We start from the raw sequence: 17,118 nt of genomic DNA, 5'->3' as shown, positions 1-17,118 counted from the left end.
ACAACGCAGGTTGTCTATGATCGGATGCAATATCCGTAAATACAGCTATTTGACAAAACTTATTTGCTTTTTGGTTACTAAATGGACTACCCTTTTTAGGTAAAACGCTCAATATCTGGCATACCGCCCGTTCACAAGAGAAGAAACGTTTTGCAGACCATAATAAAGAAAGACCGTTCGGTGTCCTGGATTAATGCATCAAGCTTGCCTTCCCACCAGGTGCCTCCATTGTTAAGCCAAACAGGGCATTGAAGAACAGATTAAACCGTAGTAGAGTACCTATTTTAGGTATGGATAAGGATCATGAAAATACTACTATCGGCAATTCTATTGCTCATGTCAGGCTTTGCACAAGCAGAGTGCCGCACTTTAAGTGAAAATAAACAAATACAATATGTGATACCCGCAGAAAGTGGGCTATCACTGTGCCTGGACTTCTCAAACTTTAGCAACGATAAGGTTATCATTGCTGCAGACCCTGTTATCAGTGGTTTCACGTCACCCAATCAAATTGCTTATACTACCACCTTTACTACAGATGGATTCAGAAAAAGCGGACGTACACACCAAGACGGTTTTTACTTTACCAAGTCAGGTATGCGTGGGAAGAATGCAAAGCTGACCATAGTTCCAGACAGCCAATACGGTGCAAAAGATCACCACTACACATTTAACATCATTCACGGTAATGACGACCAGGGAATGAACATCATTTATATTTCCCTGCGTGCTATTCACAAAGAAGATCCGGGAGACCTTAAAAATAAACTGGTCTTTATACACAGTAATGGCATTACCATTCCCATCGCATACTTTGACCCAGTCGCATACTATGTTGACTTGCATGGCGAATTGCCACAATCATTGCGCTCAACCAGCACTGTAAATGATGTTCGTTTTTCAAACTCACAGCAGTATTCTAAAGTACGTCAGTTTTCGATTGAGGGGTATGCCACTAACACTGCAGCAAGATCGAGCGAATCAGAAGCTAGCCAATGTAACAATAGTAATCGACCACCTGAAGCGATGCCCTACGGTAGTAAAGAGGACAACAAACATCAGCAGCTCGACTTAAACAAGCTATTAAGACAAGAGGAAAGATGGCAAAAAACAGTAAGTCGTATGCTGGCAACGCAGCCAGGAGCAGCAACGACCGCAACGTATTATCGCCTCTATACGAACCATCAGATGGGTGGCGCATTAGACGTAAAATCCTCAGAAAGCCCTTGGGCTGGTAACGAGGACTTAGGTAACTTTTTGTATGGTGCGGTAATGCAAGTACATGGTTTTTCTTTAGATTCAACCCATAGGTATGCAGCGGCCTATCAGGCACTGCAAAATGGCAAAGCCAATGGTGAAAACATGGCCCAGATATTAGCACAGGGCCTAATCAATTTTGTAACAAAAAGCGGCAATGGTCCTGGAGACGCCGCACTGGAATCCAGAGGTTATCGTTATGCTGAAGAAGTCTATCAAAATAATAAATCCGACCAACGCTCCAGCTCATGCAAAGATCAAAAAACCGTGAATGCTGAAGGTGGTAGTGGAAACAGCAACTCAGGTGGCAGTGGCGATGGTGGTTACGGCGGCTATGACGGCTACGGTGGCTATGGTGGTTACGGCGGGGGCTGGGAGTTTTGCACACAATATGGCCAGGTGTGTACGACTGGCGGTTGTAACTACTGGCGAGATATGGTGCCGTGTCATTAAGGAAAACGCCGATGAAGAGCAAAAAACCTCTTGTCGGCCTGGCTGTACTCATCACCTTGCTCACAGGCTGTGATAGGCATAGGCCTGAGCTCGGTGAGATGGAAGCATTTTATTTTCGCAATCAAGACAAGCTAGCTTCTGTGCAGAAGCTAGCGTGTGCTCTGCAGAAAAAGTACAAGATTAACTTTGTCTACTTTCGCTTAGATCAGGCTCAAACTAAGTTGAACCAGGTTGCCAAAAGTGAGCTTAATGAACTGGTTTCTAATATTAAAGCGTTGAATTTTGATAGCTTAAGAATTGAATGGACTCAGCAAGGCTGCCTACTATCTCTTCCTTACTGGGATAATTGGTGGGGATCGTCAGGACAATACTACAGCCTCGTTTATAACAGCAACACGTTAACTCAGTTCAACCCAGATGTTCATGATTTCACTAAAATAAACTGGCAACGGTCATTCGAGTTCTCAAAGCCCCTGGCAAATAACTGGTCTATATATTTTCTTCATGCTCCATGAGCCTGTGCGCCTCATAAGCTCGAGATAACGAGAGGAAATAAAAGATATGAATACGTAGCCAAGCCCCGTATTACCGGGCTTGGCTACAAGGCGCTCATTTACAGGTTTTCGAGGAAATCCTCATCAAACTCTTCTGGCTCCTCTTCAATTGGCGGGTTGCCGTCGTGGAGTTCATAAAGCTGACGCTGTAAATAGACATCCTTAAAGAAAATATAAGGATCAAGTGACTCATTGAGGAGCTTTTCCTGTGACATCAGGCTAGCTCTGGCTTCCACTGCACGCAATGCAAATACCAGAATTGTTTCTGGTGTTGTAAGTGCAATTTTGGGAATAACGACATTGTCGACGACATCACCGGAGAGATTACGCACCGTTGAAGGACCGTAACCCGGGAGCATCAAATACGCGCCGTCACCTACACCCCAGACACCCAGGGTTTGACCAAAATCTTCGTCTTTGTGTTCCAAACCCAGCGACTTAGCGACATCAAACAGGCCGAAAATACCCACCGTTGAGTTAACCAGAAAACGCGCCACGTTGACACCTGCATCACCAGGCTTTGCCTGTAAGGCCGCGTTAACCGCGTCCGTAGGCGCTGACAGGTTAGTGGTAAAGTTTACCAGACTACTGCGGACCGGCGCAGGCGTAATGGCAATATAGCCTTTCGCAGCCGGGCGCAGGATATAGGCATCCAGTACATCCATATTAAAGTCATACAACGGTCGGTTGAGCGACTGCAGTGGATCGCGCGGATCTTGTTTTTCTTCGGGGACTTGCGCACACCCGGATAAAATTAGCGCCAAAGCGGCGCCAACGAGTTTTTTATACATTTAGCTTCCTGTGCTGGTTATAACACGACTGATAGTGACCGAAACCTGCTGTGCCTCTGGGGTCAAAGTAATAGTTTGAGTCGCACCTTCAAGCTCACCGCTCTGCAGAGCCACGTTGCCATCCACTGAAATACGCGCTGTAACAATCACTTCTTTAAACCCTGACAGTTTCAGGTTAGGCATCATCGCCATACTATCGTCCAAATTGACACTCAATGGCAAGTTAAAATCTGTAAGTTTAGCCACAGCTAATGGCATAGGTGGTCCCTGTGCCGCTTTGGCAAAGACGAACAAAGTCGCATTCTCAGGAATTTTGTCAGCCAGCTCGTTTGCCAGGGAAACCGACACTTGCAAGCCATTTTCAGGCATTGCAGGCTGTGCAACTTGCGCGCTGCTCAGCTTCTGGTCCAAGTCCGTGATACGCTGTTTGATCATCGTATAACGTGGATCATCCTGCGTCATCGATGCCAGCAAGACTTCAAACGCCGCTTTAGATTCTTTCCAGTCCTGACGCTCATAAGCGATCAGCGCAAGTAAAGAAATTGCATCAATATTACGTGGCTCACGTTGCAATACCTGAGACAACATACGTGCGGCACGGTTCATCGCATTCTCTGATCCTTCAACCAATAACGCCTGAGCATAACTCACCTTCACATTACTGTTATTAGGTTGCATCTCCAGCGCTTTATCGAATGCCTGCATCGCCATTTCGAAGTCATTGAGCGACATTGCAACACGACCTAACAGCATCCAGGCAACGGCATCATCACCACTGTTTGCCAACTTAGTGCGCAGACCCAAAGCAAACGCCTGAAGTTCATTCGGGCTAAGAGGATCACCGCTTTGCATCACAGCACGCTGGCCGTATTCAGGGAGCATATCAATGGCTTTATACCAATCTGCGATTTGCTTCTGACTGCCGGTAAAAGAGTAAAATACCGCACTGACAACCAACAAAAACGCCACGCCAGTGCCTGCCAGTACCAGATTATTACCCCGAGTATCCAGTGTACGCTCTGGTGACAACTCGTTGAGCAAACGACGTTTCATTTCCAGCACAGATTCATCATGACTGCTCTGATCGATGCGCTGATTGGCCAGCTCGTCCGCCAGCTCCTGTAAACGTTGCTGATAGATATCAATACGTTCAGCATTGGCATCATGATCCACGGCAACCAGTTTATCGCGACGGAAAAACGGCATCACCACAAACAACGCTGCCAACACGGTCAAGAGCGCAAACAGACCCCACATTTGCATCATTTCATTCATGAAGTACGCTCCTTACGCTGGCTTTGTTTGATAAGCTCCGCGAGCTTTTGCTCATCTTCCGGGCTCCAGCTTTGTTTACGTGCTGCTTTTTTCTGTCTGAATACAATAAAACCAAAACCCAACACCAGGATCACCACAGGCATCACCCACAGTACAATCGTGGCAGGTGTAACGGGTGGCTGGTAATGAACAAAGTAGCCGTAACGATCGATCATAAAATCAATCACTTCCTGCTTAGATTTACCTTCATGAACCATGTCCAAAACCCGGTCACGTAGGTCTTTTGCGACCACCGCATCAGAATCAGCTATGTTCTGGTTCTGACACTTTGGACATCTCAGCTCCTGCACCAGCTCTTTAAAGGTTTGCTCTCTTTCCGCATCTTTGAACTGGTACTTATCTTCAACAGCATTGGCACTGAGCGACCACAGGCCAGCCAGTAATGCCAATGCCAGCATTAGTTTTTTCATGGTTGCAACTCCTGAATTGCCGGAGCAAATTTGCTGCGCCATACCCGAGGATTAATATCGCCAGTGTGGTGCAAAATGATCTTACCGTTTTTGTCTACCAGGAAAGTTTCCGGTGCGCCGGAAACCCCTAAATCCAGCGCTAAAGTGCGCTCCAAATCCAGAATATTAAACTGATAAGGGTCCCCTGCTCGCGCCAGCATTTGCTGGACATCGGTACGCAGGTAGTTGATATCAAACTGATCGCCAAAATCGGGATCATAGGCTTGCTCGTAGTATAAGCCAATGATCCGCACGCCCTGCTCGCGCAGCTCGGTAAGGTAACCAAGCTCCGCAATACAGGTTGGGCACCAGGTGCCCCATACGTTCAGCAGGTAAACCTCGCCCAGCAAGTCCTGATCTGTCCAGCGTTTTTGTTCATCCATCAAGTCTGGCAACTCAAACGCAGGCATAGTCTGGCCCAGTCGGCCGGTTTGCAGCTCTCTTGGATTGCCAAACAAGCCCTGATACAAGAACACGCACAGCAACACAAAAATCAGTAGTGGCGCCAGGCCTAAAAACTTTTTGTTCATTATGCATGCTCCACAGAGGTTTGCTTGCGACGACGATAACGTTTATCAGCCAGAACAATGAAACCAGCCACGGAGATAAGGATACCACCCAGCCACATCCAGCGAACATAAGGCTTGTGATAGATACGCAGTGACCAGGCACCATTGCCCATAGATTCTCCCAGCGCCAGATACAAGTCGCGGAAGAAACCATCGTCAATCGCAGCTTCAGTCATAAATTGCATACCCACATCGTACAAGCGCTTTTCTGCGTGTAGTAAGGTCACGTACTCACCGTCTTTAAATACGGTGACTTCGCCAGCATGACCACCATAGTTAGGGCCACGGATCTCGTTCACCCCTTCAAAGCGATACTCGTAGTCATTGAGCGTTGCGGTTTCACCTTTTTTCATCACCACTGAGCGCTCTACTGAATAAGCAGAGGTCAGAGTCACACTGGCAATCACAAACGCGATACCTACATGGCCCAGCACCATAGCCCAATAGCTCATGCCCAGACGCTTCAGGCCCTGTGCTGTACTTGGGTGAACACTGACTTTTTCCACCAGGTCGACTACCGTGGCGATACAGATCCACACCGCCAATGCCGTAGCCAGATAGGTCAGCGTGCTGATTTCATCAAAGCTGGAGAACAACCAGGCACTGGTGATCACTATGGTCGCAACAAAAATACCCGCCCACTTTTTAGCCAGAGGTGGCAACTTGTTCTGTTTCCAGCGCAGCATGGGCGCCATACCCATTAAGATGGCAAACGGCACAATCAAAATCGCAAACATCTGATTAAAGAACGGCACACCAATGGAGATTGACCCCAGCCCCAACTCTTTATGGATCATGGGTAATAACGTACCCAGTAATACAATCAATGTTGCCACAACCAGGAAAATATTATTCACCCATAACCCGACTTCACGTGATACAAGCTTATAACGACCTTCGCTGTAAACCTGACTGACGCGCAGCCCGTACAGTGCCAAACTGCCGCCAACCACTAAGGCGAGGAAAGATAAAATAAACAAACCACGATCCGGGTCTGTCGCAAAAGCGTGTACAGAAACAATAATGCCGGAACGAACGATAAAAGTGCCTAACAGACATAAGCTAAAGGCCGCGATGGCTAATAAAACAGTCCAGGACTTAAATACGCCTCGCTTCTCTGTTATAGCCAGAGAGTGTAATAACGCGGTTGCAACCAACCAGGGCATTAAAGAAGCATTTTCAACCGGATCCCAGAACCACCAGCCGCCCCAGCCAAGCTCTGCATAAGCCCACCAGCTGCCGATGGTAATACCTAAGGTTAAGAAACCCCATGCTGCCATTGTCCAGGGGCGCGACCATTTAGCCCAGGTATTGTCCAGCTTGCCTGTCAAAAGGGCTGCGATAGCAAAAGAGAAAGACACAGATAATCCCACATAGCCCATATAAAGCAGAGGTGGGTGAATGATCATCCCCGGGTCTTGCAATAGAGGGTTGAGGTCACGGCCTTCAACCGGATAATAAGGTAGTAGTCGCTCAAACGGGCTCGACATCCACAAGGTGTAGAGCATGAAGCCAACACCCAGGAAGCCCAGCACGCCCAGTACGCGCGCCCGCAGCACCCAAGGCAAGGACTTAGACATCATAGCAACCAGTGCGGTCCAGCTCGCCTGCATCACCAACCACAACAGGATCGCGCCTTCATGGCCTCCCCAGGTCGAAGTGACTTTGTAGTACCAAGGCAGTGTGCTGGAAGAATGATGCGCTACATAAGCAACGGTAAAGTCATCAGTCAATGTGATGTAAATCAGTACACCAAAAGAGAACAACACCAGCAAGCACTGACCCACAGCCAGCGAAGGGGCTGTGCGCATCAGGCGCAAGTTGCCGGTATAAGCACCCCAGAGAGGAAAAATACACAACAGCAGGCTCAGGCCCATGGCCAGAACTAATGAAAAATAACCTATCTCAGGGATCATATTAGTTCTCGCTGTTTAAATTATACTTAGGTTTTTCATGCTTGATCCCTTTCACTGCCTCAGCGATTTCAGCTGGCATATACTCTTCATCGTGCTTTGCCAACACTTCAAATGCTTCAATGACGTTAGGTTCAACCAGTGTCCCCTGCGCTACAATCCCCTGACCTTCACGGAACAAGTCAGGTAAAATGCCGTGGTATTTAATGGTTACCATAGGACCAGTATCGATGAGCTTGAAGGTCACATCCAGAGACGTTTCAACTCGATCGACACTCCCTGGCACAACCATACCGCCGATGCGCAGTTTTTGCCCGATATAAGGCAGCTCTTTCTCTGGCCCTTTACCTTCAATTAGCTCACTGGGCGTATAGAAAAGATTGATGTTTTCCTGCAACGCATACAGGGTCAGACCTACGGCAGAGCCGATCCCAAAGATCACGGCTACAACGGCAAACAGGCGTTTTTTACGTCTTGGGTTCATGCTTTTACCTCCTCTTCGCGAGCCTGCTTGATGCGCGCTTCACGCTTAATTTGTGCTGCTACTTCACGCTTAATGCGCTTGGCATCATTTAGCGACGCCCACACTAATCCCAGCAAGATAAAGGCACAACTGCCAAAAGACAGCCACACATAAAAGGCGTAACCACCCATATGAAAAAAGTCACTCAAAGATTCAAACTGCATACTTAACCTCGACTAACCAGCTGACGCACCCAGGGGCGGTGCTTCTCGACCTGAAGGATCTCATTTTTAAGGCGTACCAGTGACAGTGCCCCGACAAATGCAGCAAATCCTAAAATATTGATAAGTAACGGCCATAACATAGACGGATCGATGGCTGACGTATCAAACTTGGTGATGGTTGAACCCTGATGCAAGGTGTTCCACCACTCAACAGAAAAATGAATAATTGGCAGGTTAATCACCCCAACAATGGCCAGAATACAGGCCGCTCTGCCGCCAGACTTCTTGTCTTCAAAAGCGTGATATAAAGACAATACCCCGAAGTACAAAAACAGCAGAATTAACTCAGAGGTTAAACGTGCATCCCATACCCACCAGGCACCCCACATAGGTTTACCCCAGGCAGCACCGGTGATAAGTGCAATGGCGGTCATAGCTGCACCAACTGGCGCAATCGCAACCACAGCGAGTTCGGCATTACGGATCTGCCAGACCAGGGCAACAATCGCAGCAATGGCCATAGAAGAATACGCACCCATAGACAAAATAGCCGAAGGCACGTGGATAAAGATAATGCGATAGCTGTCCTTTTGCTGATAATCTGCTGGGGCAAATGCCAGGCCCCAGATCCATCCGACGGCGATACACACCGCCGTTACGGTAACAAAGTACGGAAGCAAGGTGTTACACAATTGGTAAGCACGCTCCGCTTTGGCATAGGGATGTAACCACTTCCACATTTTAACTTACACTCACTCTTAAAGCTGACGATATAGCAATTGGTGCCGTGACTATGGCAACAGCCAGCATGGCACCAAGGATCGCAAGTTGTCCGCCATAAGCGACCGACATACTGGCGGTATCAATGGCAGAGGTTGCGAAAATCAGAACCGGAATATACAAAGGTAAAACAAGCAGACTCATCAGAATGCCCCCTTTTTGCAAACCCACGGTTAACGCGGCGCCAATGGCACCGATAAAACTTAATAAAGGCGTTCCAATCAACAAAGTCAGAATGGTTGCGCCCAGCGCCTGGCTGTCGAGATTCATCAACAGCGCAAACAAAGGTGCCATCAGCACCATAGGCAATCCGGTGATGGTCCAGTGTGCGGCAACTTTAGCCAGCACAGACAAAGACAAAGGATATGGTGAAGCAATCATTTGCTCCAGCGATCCATCGGCATAATCATCGCGAAATAACTTGTCCAAACCCAACATGGTAGACAGTAACGCGGCTACCCAAATGATACCTGCAGCCATACGCCCCAGCAAGGCCGGTTCGGGTCCAATTGCCAACGGAAATAACGAAATGACTATCAGAAAAAACAGAAGAGGGTTAACGATTTCGGCACGTTGACGGAACGCCAAAGTCACGTCTTTACGATAAACAGCGACAAATAAATGCCAATAAGAATGCTCAACCTTCATTAATGGCGGTACTCCAGAGCCAGGGTTTTCAGGGAGCTGAACTGAGTTGTCAGATCCTGGTGGGTCGTCAGTAAAATGGCGCCGCCATTTGCAAGATGCGATTCAAACTGCCGTTGCAGCAGTGCCACGCCTTTTTTATCGAGTGCAGTGAAGGGCTCATCAAGGATCCACAAGCGGGCCTTGTTAAGCCACAGCCTGACCAGTGCAACCCGGCGTTGCTGTCCCGCCGAAAGGGTTCGTACCGGAACATCTTCCAAACCCACCAGTCCAAGCTGACCTAATAAGGGATAGACTTCCTCTTCGTCAGCCCCGTAGCCATGTACCTGCAACCAATATTGCACGTTTTCGTAGGCCGTTAATTGCTGATTCACCCCGGTTTTATGACCGATAAACAGCAAGGACTCAGCGAATGTGTCGTAATCGCGACTGATATCCTGGCCTTCAAAACAGATTTGACCTTCGTCGGCTCGGGCGAAACCCGCAATGATACGTAATAAAGACGTTTTACCTGCACCATTTGGGCCTTCAACTTGCATGATTTGACCCGCCTGAAGCGAAAAACTCAATGACTCAAACAAACAGCGGTCCTGTTTAACACACGTGACGGACTTTATCTCTAGCAAGGCGCGACTCTCTGACGCTAAAAAATTGGGCGTTAGTCTATCATAATGGTAGGGTAATACGAATAATTGGATGCGACCGATCAACGAAAATTTGATTTAAAATAATGAATAAGCCGACGATTTCTATTCAAAACAATGCAAATTTAGCCACTTCACAGCTTAATGAGCGCGGTTCATCAGCAAACCCCACCCTGGCAGCTGAGCAAACCTTCAATGCGCGCAACCTGGTAATAAAACCCGACAGCATTCAGATGGAAGTCACCATAGATGGTCGCTGGCAAGGCGTACGACTGGCGAGCCAGAGCCAGTTACAGCAGCCACTCAAACTCCCTGAAGCCGAAGTAAAACTCAGCGCTGACGGTACCTTACTGACGGTCAGCACCCCGGAATTAAAACTGCAAATAAAACCCGCGCAAACGTTACTGAGCCTGTTAAGTTTGATCAAAGGGCTGGGTAGCCAAAGCGCCTTACAGCTCGACGCACAACTCAAAGGCGGCAATCAGGCGACTTTAATACTGGACAAAATTGGTCTGGCGTTGCCCGTTCCCCCGGCCCTGGCTGACTTACTCAAACAGGAAAATAAACTCGTCGCGAATCTGAGTACCCGGCAGAATACCCTGCTGCTACAAATTTTTAATGCCTTCGGTGATGAGCTGATGAAAGCACCAGTAAGTAAACACAAACTTACTTCTTTACTTGCCCAACTTGGTAACCAGGAACAGCCCAAGATTAAACTGGGTCGCAACAGTGCGACACTCCAGCTTGCCAACCAGCAGGTTGAAGTAAAAACCCCACATTCAGAGAGTGGACTGAAACTTAATAGCTGGTTTAACGCCCAGTTAAAAGCACAACCTGACGGGTTGCAAATCGGTGTTGCTAAGCAGTCAACACAGGTTAAGCTGAACACATCGTTGCAACAGGCCTTGCCCAACCTGGCCACACACCGTTTTGCCGCAGATCTGGAGCAGGCAACCAGCACCGCCGCAGGATCCAAGTCGACACTGAATTACGACAAACCTTTACTCAATGTGTCGATGACAGACATAAAACAGACGGTTAAACAAGCCATAGGTCAGTGGCTGTCACGGCCCTTTTTCAATGCAACACCCGCTCACTCAGCTAACAGCACGCCTCTAACACAGGCCACCACGCAAGCGCCACAAGCCAAACCTCAATCACCCAGCGCTGCTTTGCCCCAGATGACCGCAAATAATACCGCCCTGGTTCTGAAAAGTATGACGCCGGTACACAGTCAGCCTTTATTGCAGCTGCTTGATAGCGTAGAGCAAGTATTTACTAACATAACAAAGGCAAGCCACACTAAAGACAACTTCCTTGCACCGTCTACTGCAGCCAAAAACACTCCAGCTGCTGAACGCGGCGTGCCGCCGACACCAACAACCAGCCCTCAAAGCAAGTCGACTCAAGCATCACCGCAAACGACTGCGGCATTAAGCAGCACGGCCCCTGCCACAGAGACTAAAAACCCGCCAACCTCGGGTCACTCTGTAAATGACAAACCGGTGACCCCAGCCCCGCCTGCGGCCTCAGCGTCAAACGCCTTTACCCAGCGCCTGGCACTGCTACAGCAGGTATTTTCGGCTGTCGTTCCTCAGCAGTCAAAACCGTACAATGCCCAGCAGATAATCAACCCACAAGTACAACAAGCTATGGCTTTAGCTGAAGGTGCAACTGATAAGCCTGTTAAAGCTGAGATACCAGGCAAACCCCTTGAGCACCTGCAAGGCCAGATGAGTCAGACAAAGGCAGAGCAACTGGCCACAGCAAAGCCCAGTTTATCTTTGCCTATTGCCCAGATCCTGAGTAAAACCTTACGCCAGGCTGAGGCAGCCCCAAATCAATCGGGCCCACCGCTGCAGCAGCAGCTCAGTGAAACCCTGTCAGCAACCCAGCAATTTCGTAACCCACAGTCTGCCGACCTGATGCGCCTGGTCCATCAGGCCTTCAGTAAGATGATGGACGAAACACGACACTCACCAGAGCAAGTGAGTCATGAGCTATTTGCCCGGCTTCCTGCTTTGGCCAGTCAGCTTCAACCTGCCCTGCCCAACAGTAGCTTTGCACAAGCGCTGGACAAGCTCATAGTAACCTTATTGGGCACCCAACTTGCAGCCAAAACTCAGACTATGACGCCGCAAACCAGCATAGAGCAGCGCGTTGCCGCGTTGGTTGAAACGCTGCAACCCGGCACCAAGCTCTCTGCGCCCAGTCAGTTTATTCAGGCGGTAACTCAACAGGCACAGTCAAGCCTGATGGACGACCTGGCACTGCTGCAAAACAACCTGGCTACGAATGCCGGCCCGGCACCGTTGGCACAGAAATTTGACAGCGAGAGCCAGTTGCTGATCAACTTGTTTATGCCGCTCAAATTGCCACAGGAATGTCGCCAAAGTGAGCTACAGATTGGCAAATACAAGAAACCGGCCAAAGCCAATATGCCGGAAAAACAAGTCTGGTTTGTGCGGCTCAACTTTGATTACGCTAAACTCGGCCAGTTAAGCGTTCAGGCTGAGTTGATGGACAAAGCCGTTGACTGTGAGATAGTGGGCGACAGCCCCTCTGTCTGCCAGCTGGCACAGCCGCATCTGGATGCACTGCGTAGCAAACTTGCCGCACATGGTCTGCAGGTTGGTGAAATCGAATTGCGCGAAGATGCCTCGCAGGTAAAGCGCTTTTACGACAGCCATGCCATCGTCAGTATTCAGGTGTAACTCAATTTTTACTACCCAAGATCAAAAGAAAATCGACCTGCTTTCACTTTTGCTTAGATGTTCTACGTTTATAGCGCAAGAATTCACTTGCCTAACACTACATCACATATGCAAAGGAGAACGCTATGTCTTCACATCATCCGCACCTTGGCTGCGCCTGTTGTAATTACCAGCTGTTTGGTCATGCAGTACAAGGGGATAGCAGCCAATCAGAAAAAGGGGTTTTCAATCTCGATAAACTACTGATTGCCGCAGAGCATTATATCGATGATTACATTGCCAATAAGTTTGTCAGGCCACCCCAGCAACACAAGATTTTTTTCGGTGGTACCATCCGGACACTTGAAAACGGCGATGTAACCAAGACCGTTGAAGCGGTGGTCATCAAGCATGGTCAGATTGTCCACACGGGCAGTCGGGATCAATGTCAAAGCCTGTACCCAGACGCTGGTCCGGAAGACTTACAGGGGGCGTGTCTACTACCCGGACTGATAGAACCCCATGTCCACCTGACACCGACAGCCTCCTTTAACGCCTGGGTGCAGCTGGCACCGTTCAGACAAGGGGTTGAAAGTGGCGGAGATGGTGACGACCAATATCTGATAGGCAGGGACTACAACAAACAGTCGGTATGCACGACTTTGATTGAAGCCGCCCGGGAGTTGCCAAAAAACCGTAAATGGCTGTTAGCTTTTGGCGTCGATCCCAGTCAATTCAATCCCATTACGACAACGTCTGCTGACGGAACAGTGAGTCCAACTCCCTGGCAGGACTTCACAAAAGAAGACCTGGATAAAATCAATGATCAGGCTGGCAGAAAAGACCTGTGCATTTTTATTATGAATGCATCCGGCCACGTTGCTTACGTCAATACCAATGCACTGAATGCAACCAAGCAATCCACGAGTGGAAACGGTATATTGCTGGAATCAGATGAGATAGGTCCGGTCATTAAAATTGCTCTGGAACAGTACTTTTTGGAGCACCCTAAAGGTTTTACGGACCTATTTGGTAATCTACAAAAGATTTTTAAACTCGCGTTGTCAAGGGGCGTAACCCTGATGTGGGATGCCGCGCTCGGTGCGTCTTTAAAAAATGCGGAACTGGAGATATTGAGCAAGATGGCCACCAGTGGCCTTGCCGAGTTACGACTGGGCGGTGCATTGTTTTATACCTGCCCCGATCAGTGGACTAAGATCACCCCAACCAAACCTGCCCATTACCATACAGACTGGTTCAATATTGCTAATGCAAAAATCGTCAGTGATGGGTCTAATCAGGGTCTGACCGGGTATCAGCTTACCAAGTATCAATTCCCGGACAGCAATATCAATGACACTTACCCCAATGGTGTATGGAATTTCAACCCGCCCGGAGGCGAAGCGGATCATGAAGTAGAGTCTCCATTCAGGGTCCTTGTGACCGAATTAGTCGAGCGGGGCTGGCCGTTGATGATCCACGCCAATGGAACGCATGCCATAAACAATACCATCCTGGCTTATCGTGATGTACTCAACAACCAGGAAAAATCAGGCCTAGAAAAACGCCACCGTATCGAGCACGCTTCTTTACTGAGTGACCAAAACTTAGCCGATATGGAATACCTTGGGCTGTCACCGAGCTTCTTGATCGGGCATGTGGGTTACTGGGGTTACACTTTCAAGCGTAAAGTGTTTCCTGAGCAGCCAGTGGTTGAACACCTGGACCGTACAGCCTCCGCTAGCCAGCACGCACTTCGCTATACCCTACACAGTGACCATTTTGTCTCTCCTATTGGACCACTGCGTATGATGGAACAAGCGGTAACCCGCATGATGGAAGACGCCCCGGAAGAGGCCTATCGAAATGGTCACCCACCTATCCTCAATGAGCAGGAGTGTGCAACTATGGCGCAGGCACTGCGTGCCGCAACCTATGATGCCGCCTGGCAATGTCATATGGATCACCTGATTGGGGAGCTGGTCGTGGGTAAACAAGCCGATCTGACGATACTTGATGAAGATCCCTTAACACGTCCCGCCGAAGGGCTGAGGGATGTGCCAGTTCATCAGACCTGGGTGAATGGCCGACTGTGTTATCCGCGCTAAATTGTTTGCCCTTATCCGGCCGTTTATCCGGGTAAGGGCTCGTAAACTAATGGCCTCCCCGCATGTTACATGCTACTTTGATAACAGTGATGTGTATGTAGTTGAACCCTATGGAACAAAAAACCGCCATTGGCTTATTATATGAAGCAGGTAAGTCACCCGAAGTGGTCTGTAAAGGCTTTGGCGAACTGGCTGAAGAGATCATTGCACTCGCCAAAGAAAAAGACATCATGATCCACGAAGATGCTACGCTCGTTCAGACGCTCAGTCAGCTCGACCTACACGAAGAAATCCCCAAAGAACTGTATTATGTGATTGCAGAGCTCATCGCTTTTTCCTACGTATTGCGTGGTAAATTTCCCCCAGGCTGGAAACACTTTCAGGGCAAATTGAATATCAAAGCCTGAGCATGCCATTACATATCAAAATGCTCACGCCTTGCCCTCGCTCTAGGCCCGTCTGCACCACATATAAATTGACGACATTTCATTTAAAATCCTGACATATATCATAATTTTTTCACTTCCTGTCGTGTCATTGACTGAGTTTGTCGGTCAATTGAATGCGCGTGCTACCCGGCTTTTATAATCTTGCTGCGTCCCACAGGACATATCACGTAAAGCAAAAACGGTAGAGGAAAATACCATGTCACACATCAAACTATTCATGAACACAGCGCTGGTGATTGGCGCTTTGGGTACGCTGGCGATTTCAGCTCCGGCTGAAGCAAAACGTTTCAGAGTCAAAAACTGCACAACTATTGAGCGGGTGCAAGTGGCGTCTTACAACAGTTCAGACAGCTCGATGTTTTCACCCCACAGTAAAAAACAAGTCAAGTCTGGAGAAACTGCGCAGTTAAAATGTGACTCGAATCGCTGCCGCTTTGATGTACAGGACACACGGTTTAGTTACCGTAAAGGTAAGATTGGCAAACGCAAATGGCTAAAACTGGACATTACCCGACATGGTAACATGCAAAACTATTTTTACGTCTCCGTGAGTAAAAATGAGCCACAGTGCTAATAGCTAACCACACAGGGCAGACTCGTCAATGTGCTTCCCTGTGTCACTCAACTAAAAACAAATCAAAGTATTCCTGATGAGCAAAGTCGCATTTATCGCCGTAGTGAGTCTGGTTATTCATGGACTCATAGCACTCTACTGGGTAACGCCTGACACGCAACCGATCACACCAAACACTCATACTTGCCATAGTGTTGTCCGTCCGCCCATTGACAACCCTGTTGTTCAACAACCAGTGCCTATGGATCAGAAAAACACGGTTAAGCAACCCAACATCATGCTTGATCCACAAACAGCCCAACTCGCTTCAGTGCCGTCTGCTCAGCTGATCAGTCAGTCGCTCACAAATCTGAAAGACGAGCTGAATAAACGCTTCGCCTCCGCTGAACAACCATATGATTTACTGACCTTAACCGAGCAAGCGTTACTCTAAAAACAACCAGAGTTACTCTTCGCGCATGCGAATAAGATTCTGAACCAATCACAAGCACTTGATGCCCTGTTACAAGAAAATTTACTGATCTCACTGGAAAATGTACTGCAACCTGAACATCTCGACGCGCTCATACCTTATCTGACATCACAATACGAAGATGTGCAGGAGGAAGCATTAGTTAGATTACTGGAAATCAAGGATGCACCTCAGATTGAACAGCACCTGAGTTATCTGGCCAACTATGGGTTAACCCTTTGGGTGAGAGAAGAAGCCGACAAACAGCTCACAATGCTGCATACTCGTTTGCCAGTGAAAGCCTTGCCATCAGAATGATCGGGCAGCTTTGCCTGAACTCCAGTTTTGTTACACACTTTTGCGCTATGTTATTCTGGGTTATTTTTTAATTATTGAATTTCATCGCTGAGACATTATGGACGCTGCACAGAACCCCTTCATCACCGTAAGTCATACCCGGATGCAAACCATCATCAACGCGGTGGGTATACTGGGTCTGGTTGTACACGCCTTACTGATAGTCGATTTTATTATTCTGGCGATCCCCTAGCTGGTTGCACTGGAAGTGTGCAGCACCATTGCCTGGTATGTTGCACTGCGATTAAATCGCACGAATAACACGTCAGGTGCCGTATTGCTGATGGTCGGCGAAGTGCTTGTCCACTCCACAATCGTGGTCCTCTTTCTGGGTTTGGCACCCGGATTCCAACATTATTTATGGGCCGCAGTCCCCTTTATCCTGTTTTACCGGAAAATTCCGTTGTGG

The 17,118-nt window shown here is 48.4% G+C and carries 20 protein-coding genes; 9 read left to right on the top strand and 11 right to left on the bottom strand.

Annotated elements, in window-relative coordinates; all coding sequences use genetic code 11:
• The first annotated feature begins 303 nt into the window (after window positions 1-303).
• Entirely contained in the window at window positions 304-1,710 is a 1,407-nt protein-coding gene (locus tag CWC22_RS06815) for a polymorphic toxin type 44 domain-containing protein (protein WP_138538967.1), read from the top strand.
• An 11-nt stretch (window positions 1,711-1,721) separates the two neighbouring features.
• Window positions 1,722-2,225: a hypothetical protein gene (locus tag CWC22_RS06810; RefSeq protein WP_138538966.1), complete on the top strand. Its 504-nt coding sequence runs from the start codon at window positions 1,722-1,724 to the stop codon at window positions 2,223-2,225.
• Between the two features lie 98 nt (window positions 2,226-2,323).
• Here CWC22_RS06810 and CWC22_RS06805 read toward each other — a convergent pair whose 3' ends face one another.
• Genes CWC22_RS06805 through ccmA form a run of 10 tightly spaced genes read right to left on the bottom strand, consistent with a single transcriptional unit; the run spans window position 2,324 to window position 10,059 of the window.
• A complete protein-coding gene (locus CWC22_RS06805) occupies window positions 2,324-3,055 on the bottom strand; it encodes a VacJ family lipoprotein (protein WP_138538965.1) in 732 nt (243 codons plus the stop codon).
• Window positions 3,056-4,321 carry a c-type cytochrome biogenesis protein CcmI gene (gene ccmI / locus CWC22_RS06800; RefSeq protein WP_138539055.1) on the bottom strand — a complete coding sequence of 422 codons (1,266 nt, stop codon included), beginning with the start codon at window positions 4,319-4,321 and terminating at the stop codon, window positions 3,056-3,058. It lies immediately after the preceding gene.
• 5 nt (window positions 4,322-4,326) lie between these two features.
• Window positions 4,327-4,800 carry a cytochrome c-type biogenesis protein gene (locus tag CWC22_RS06795; RefSeq protein WP_010385727.1) on the bottom strand — a complete coding sequence of 158 codons (474 nt, stop codon included), beginning with the start codon at window positions 4,798-4,800 and terminating at the stop codon, window positions 4,327-4,329.
• Entirely contained in the window at window positions 4,797-5,369 is a 573-nt protein-coding gene (locus tag CWC22_RS06790; protein ID WP_138538964.1) for a redoxin family protein, read from the bottom strand. Before CWC22_RS06790 ends, CWC22_RS06795 begins: the two co-directional genes overlap by 4 nt.
• Window positions 5,369-7,324 (bottom strand): heme lyase CcmF/NrfE family subunit, encoded by a 1,956-nt coding sequence (locus CWC22_RS06785; RefSeq protein ID WP_138538963.1) that lies wholly within the window; start codon window positions 7,322-7,324, stop codon window positions 5,369-5,371. The genes CWC22_RS06790 and CWC22_RS06785 overlap by 1 nt, the downstream gene beginning before the upstream one ends.
• Window position 7,325: 1 nt before the next feature.
• The gene (gene ccmE / locus CWC22_RS06780) at window positions 7,326-7,805 is read right to left on the bottom strand and encodes a cytochrome c maturation protein CcmE (protein ID WP_010385724.1); all 480 of its coding nucleotides are present in this window, start codon (window positions 7,803-7,805) and stop codon (window positions 7,326-7,328) included.
• The gene (gene ccmD, locus CWC22_RS06775; protein WP_010385722.1) at window positions 7,802-8,008 is read right to left on the bottom strand and encodes a heme exporter protein CcmD; all 207 of its coding nucleotides are present in this window, start codon (window positions 8,006-8,008) and stop codon (window positions 7,802-7,804) included. The genes ccmE and ccmD overlap by 4 nt, the downstream gene beginning before the upstream one ends.
• Window positions 8,009-8,010: 2 nt before the next feature.
• Window positions 8,011-8,748, bottom strand: coding sequence for a heme ABC transporter permease (locus CWC22_RS06770; RefSeq protein WP_058797778.1), 738 nt, complete (start codon window positions 8,746-8,748; stop codon window positions 8,011-8,013).
• Window position 8,749: 1 nt separating this feature from the next.
• A complete protein-coding gene (gene ccmB / locus CWC22_RS06765) occupies window positions 8,750-9,436 on the bottom strand; it encodes a heme exporter protein CcmB (protein WP_010385720.1) in 687 nt (228 codons plus the stop codon).
• Window positions 9,436-10,059: a cytochrome c biogenesis heme-transporting ATPase CcmA gene (gene ccmA, locus CWC22_RS06760; protein ID WP_081694295.1), complete on the bottom strand. Its 624-nt coding sequence runs from the start codon at window positions 10,057-10,059 to the stop codon at window positions 9,436-9,438. Before ccmA ends, ccmB begins: the two co-directional genes overlap by 1 nt.
• Before the next feature lie 104 nt (window positions 10,060-10,163).
• Between ccmA and CWC22_RS06755 the strand changes: the two genes are divergently transcribed.
• The 7 genes from CWC22_RS06755 to CWC22_RS24545 all read left to right on the top strand — a co-directional run bounded on the left by CWC22_RS06755 (window position 10,164) and on the right by CWC22_RS24545 (window position 16,902).
• A complete protein-coding gene (locus CWC22_RS06755; protein ID WP_138538962.1) occupies window positions 10,164-12,791 on the top strand; it encodes a flagellar hook-length control protein FliK in 2,628 nt (875 codons plus the stop codon).
• A gap of 125 nt (window positions 12,792-12,916) precedes the next feature.
• On the top strand, window positions 12,917-14,878 hold the full coding sequence (locus tag CWC22_RS06750; protein ID WP_138538961.1) for an amidohydrolase: 1,962 nt from the start codon (window positions 12,917-12,919) through the stop codon (window positions 14,876-14,878).
• Between the two features lie 110 nt (window positions 14,879-14,988).
• The gene (locus CWC22_RS06745) at window positions 14,989-15,285 is read left to right on the top strand and encodes an EscU/YscU/HrcU family type III secretion system export apparatus switch protein (protein WP_010385716.1); all 297 of its coding nucleotides are present in this window, start codon (window positions 14,989-14,991) and stop codon (window positions 15,283-15,285) included.
• Window positions 15,286-15,523: 238 nt separating this feature from the next.
• Window positions 15,524-15,901, top strand: coding sequence for a hypothetical protein (locus CWC22_RS06740; RefSeq protein WP_138538960.1), 378 nt, complete (start codon window positions 15,524-15,526; stop codon window positions 15,899-15,901).
• 76 nt (window positions 15,902-15,977) lie between these two features.
• The gene (locus tag CWC22_RS06735) at window positions 15,978-16,334 is read left to right on the top strand and encodes a hypothetical protein (RefSeq protein ID WP_138538959.1); all 357 of its coding nucleotides are present in this window, start codon (window positions 15,978-15,980) and stop codon (window positions 16,332-16,334) included.
• A gap of 162 nt (window positions 16,335-16,496) precedes the next feature.
• On the top strand, window positions 16,497-16,670 hold the full coding sequence (locus CWC22_RS06730) for a hypothetical protein (protein ID WP_171045107.1): 174 nt from the start codon (window positions 16,497-16,499) through the stop codon (window positions 16,668-16,670).
• Between the two features lie 97 nt (window positions 16,671-16,767).
• Window positions 16,768-16,902, top strand: a complete 135-nt coding sequence (locus CWC22_RS24545) for a hypothetical protein (RefSeq protein WP_268253662.1) — start codon at window positions 16,768-16,770, stop codon at window positions 16,900-16,902.
• Here CWC22_RS24545 and CWC22_RS24540 read toward each other — a convergent pair.
• Window positions 16,899-17,021, bottom strand: a complete 123-nt coding sequence (locus tag CWC22_RS24540) for a hypothetical protein (protein WP_268253661.1) — start codon at window positions 17,019-17,021, stop codon at window positions 16,899-16,901. The two genes, CWC22_RS24545 and CWC22_RS24540, sit on opposite strands and share 4 nt — an antisense overlap.
• Between the last annotated feature and the right edge of the window lie 97 nt (window positions 17,022-17,118).

Source organism: Pseudoalteromonas rubra, assembly GCF_005886805.2.
In the GTDB taxonomy this organism is placed as follows: domain Bacteria; phylum Pseudomonadota; class Gammaproteobacteria; order Enterobacterales; family Alteromonadaceae; genus Pseudoalteromonas; species Pseudoalteromonas rubra_D.
The sequence above is the reverse complement of the archived record's forward strand: the minus strand, read 5'-3'. Positions and strand labels throughout refer to the sequence as shown.